Below are 2,971 nucleotides of genomic sequence, written 5' to 3'. Positions count from 1 at the left end.
CAACCCCAACTCCCCATTCCCCACCTGAAATTGTGGTTCAATTTACTCAACTTAACCTGCTACCACCCTCATTTACTGCCGCACTCGAATCAAAAATCGGCAGTAAATACGCCCTCAAGCGTCAAAATCCCCTATTTCCACCCCGCATCAAAAAAACCAAACTCGAACTGCGGTATCTGGCATTCGATGATGATTACTTCTGGGAATTAATTAAAAAAGATTATGCCTCAGCCTGGAGATATTTCGATCGCATGAGTCGGATTTTATAGGCTTTAGGCTTTAGGTTTTAGATGTTTGTAAAATCCCAAATCGGTAACACCTCATTATGACTCGATCGTTGACGTATCCTTCCGTAGATAATCGTGCCTCACCAACGGAGCGGCTGCACCCTTGCCCAACCGCTGCTGGTGGAGCGTATCGAGCATTTTCATTGCTAATTCTGGTTTGTCGGTGATAATCGCGGCGATATCCTTGGTTCGGATTAGCTTAAATAATCGCCGCTCCTCGTTTACAGTCCACACGTAAACCGAGCAGTTGAGTAATTTCATCCGCCACAAAAATCCAAACTTGAGGAGTCGAAAATGTGGAGCGACAAAATCTGCACCAGTTTTAAAGATCCGATACTCAGGAAAAAATTGTGCTAGAATACTCATCAATGGAAACTTACCGCGTATTTTCCCTAGTAACAATCCCACCACTATTTGTGGATCTAAGTCTTTAATTCTCCTGACCGAATCATCATTAAAAGATTTGATGACGAAATTAGAATAGTCTAAATACTGAGTCGCTAACTCAACAATCCGATCTTCATAACCTTCTTCTTTAATTTCGATATCTAGTGCCACGCGATTGCGACAGAGCTTGAGAATATCTTCAAATAACGGCACCTCAAACCCCTGACTTCTGGCGATCGATTGGAGTTCGTGATATTTGAGATCCGCGATCTCGATCTCATCTTGAGTTGGAGTATTGCGAACGATCGTGCGATCGTGGTAACTAACAATGTAGCCGTCTTGAGACATCCGCAGATCGAATTCGATTTGGGGAATGCCGATCTCGATCGCTTTTTTAAAAGCTTCAATTGTATTCTCAGATTTAATCGTTGCTGTTTTGCCGCGATGAGCAACAATGCTGATGCTCGACGGCTGCGCCACCGAGCTGCGATGTAATTTATTCATAACAACTATAGCTAATTCCGATCTCTGGTTAGAACTACGATGCTCGTACTCAGCAGTTGCACCTACAAAGCGCACTATCTCAAGTGTAATAAATTCTCTCTTAAGATGTCCAACGCATCTGTAGCCAATCGATCGGGTTTCGTGCTAAAGTTAATACTTAATGCGGGTGTAATTCAGTGGTAGAATGTCACCTTCCCATGGTGAACGTCGTGAGTTCGAGTCTCATCGCCCGCTTTGTAGCGATTATATGTCGCATATTTCAGAGAGATTGTCAGTTGTACGTTAACTAATTATTTGTCACTGTCAACAGATTAGTGTCAATTTAACTAATTATTACGATCGTTTCTATTTGAATAGCAATCGATTTTAGGATCGATCGGTAAATCGATCCAAACCTGGTATTTGTCTATCTTCATGCCACAACGATCGATTACTTAGTTGGTGCCATCCCAATATTGAAACTGACACTAATCCTAACTTCTTCACTCATATTCATTTCGACACCATGCAATAGCCAACTAGGAAACAATAACATCGTTCCGACCATCGGCTTGTAAACGACCTTAGGACTAGTCCATAGATTGAATTCGCCGATCGGCGGAATTAGCATTTGCGATGCAGGTCGAGGATCGGAAAAAAACAACCCGCCAGAGTTTTCTGGAACTTTAAGATAGTACACTCCACTTAAAATCGAATTAGGATGATTGTGGACAGAGTTGGAGGCTAGCTTACCATTAACAATCGCCCAGCAAGTGGTAATATTTGTTGAAAAGTACTGCAAATCCCAATTCAAGAAAGTTGCGACTTCTAACACATTCTTACTAATTATCTGAGTAAATTCTGCAAATGAATCGCGTTTGTGCAAATCATTTTTGCTGTGCCAGCCTAAAACGTTCGACCATTTTTCACCCTCTCGATCGACTTGGTATTCATTGTAAACTTCTCGCAACAAAGTTTGGTTTAATTGTTGCTGATTTTCGACTTCAAAACACCAAACCGGAGTTGGAAACCAATCATTTCGGGAATTAGGCATAGTTTTTAAGATTTCTAGACGATCGAGTGCGCCATGCGCTGTTTGATACTGCCCCTGGTAAAAGTGCCCACACTCGGGCATTATGCGTCATAGTTTTGCTGCTACAAGTTGCCAAATCGCGCAAAATTCACAGACTCAATCTCGTCCGCTCGATCGCTCATTTTTTCATCTAGCTAGAGTATTGTAAACAGCCAAATCGCTAGATCGAATTTTTACCATCTCCCCCACTCTAGAGATTTTGCGCTCCGGTGCCAGTGGCGATTGTATAATGCACCTAAATTACCTGGATCGAGAGCGAGTGAATTATTGGTTGATGAAGTCCGAACCTGACGTTTATGGGATCGGGAATTTGGAGCGCGATCGCACGACTATTTGGGACGGTGTGAGAAATTACCAGGCGCGAAATTTTCTCAAATCGATGCAAGTCGGCGATTTGGCATTTTTTTATCACTCCAATACCAATCCACCCGGAATTGTCGGGCTGATGCAGATCGTTGCAGCTCAAGTTGTCGATCCGAGTCAATTCGATCCTGATGGCGACTACTACGATCCCAAATCGACACCAGCAGCCCCACGTTGGCATACTGTCAAAGTCGAATTCGTCCGCACCTTTAGCAATGCCATTACTCTGGCAACACTACGCGATCGATTTACCCCCACAGAGCTACTAGTCGTCAAGCAGGGCAATCGATTATCGGTAATGCCAATTCTCGATCGAGTCGCGGAGCAGATCTTGGGTTGTGCGGAAGCGCGGTAGATG

4 protein-coding genes and 1 tRNA gene are annotated in these 2,971 nt (G+C 43.5%); 3 read left to right on the top strand and 2 right to left on the bottom strand.

Features of this window, described 5'->3' with window-relative positions; genetic code table 11:
- Positions 1 to 269 (top strand): hypothetical protein (locus C7B77_RS27230; protein WP_219892300.1); only part of this gene is annotated, 269 nt, incomplete at its 5' end.
- Positions 270 to 323: 54 nt separating this feature from the next.
- On the opposite strand, the gene C7B77_RS27225 is transcribed toward C7B77_RS27230, so the two are convergent.
- Complete coding sequence (locus C7B77_RS27225; protein ID WP_245894475.1) at positions 324 to 1,178, bottom strand: glycerophosphodiester phosphodiesterase; 855 nt, start codon at positions 1,176 to 1,178, stop codon at positions 324 to 326.
- 162 nt (positions 1,179 to 1,340) lie between these two features.
- Here C7B77_RS27225 and C7B77_RS27220 point away from each other — a divergent pair.
- A tRNA-Gly gene (locus C7B77_RS27220) sits at positions 1,341 to 1,412 on the top strand.
- 196 nt (positions 1,413 to 1,608) lie between these two features.
- Here C7B77_RS27220 and C7B77_RS27215 read toward each other — a convergent pair.
- Positions 1,609 to 2,211 (bottom strand): TIGR02466 family protein, encoded by a 603-nt coding sequence (locus C7B77_RS27215; RefSeq protein ID WP_106312420.1) that lies wholly within the window; start codon positions 2,209 to 2,211, stop codon positions 1,609 to 1,611.
- 298 nt (positions 2,212 to 2,509) lie between these two features.
- On the opposite strand from C7B77_RS27215, the gene C7B77_RS27210 reads away from it, so the two are divergent.
- Positions 2,510 to 2,968 carry an EVE domain-containing protein gene (locus C7B77_RS27210; RefSeq protein WP_106312417.1) on the top strand — a complete coding sequence of 153 codons (459 nt, stop codon included), beginning with the start codon at positions 2,510 to 2,512 and terminating at the stop codon, positions 2,966 to 2,968.
- Positions 2,969 to 2,971 lie beyond the last annotated feature (3 nt).

This window comes from Chamaesiphon polymorphus CCALA 037 (assembly GCF_003003845.1).
Classification (GTDB): Bacteria; Cyanobacteriota; Cyanobacteriia; order Cyanobacteriales; family Chamaesiphonaceae; genus Chamaesiphon; species Chamaesiphon polymorphus.
The sequence above is the reverse complement of the archived record's forward strand: the minus strand, read 5'-3'. Positions and strand labels throughout refer to the sequence as shown.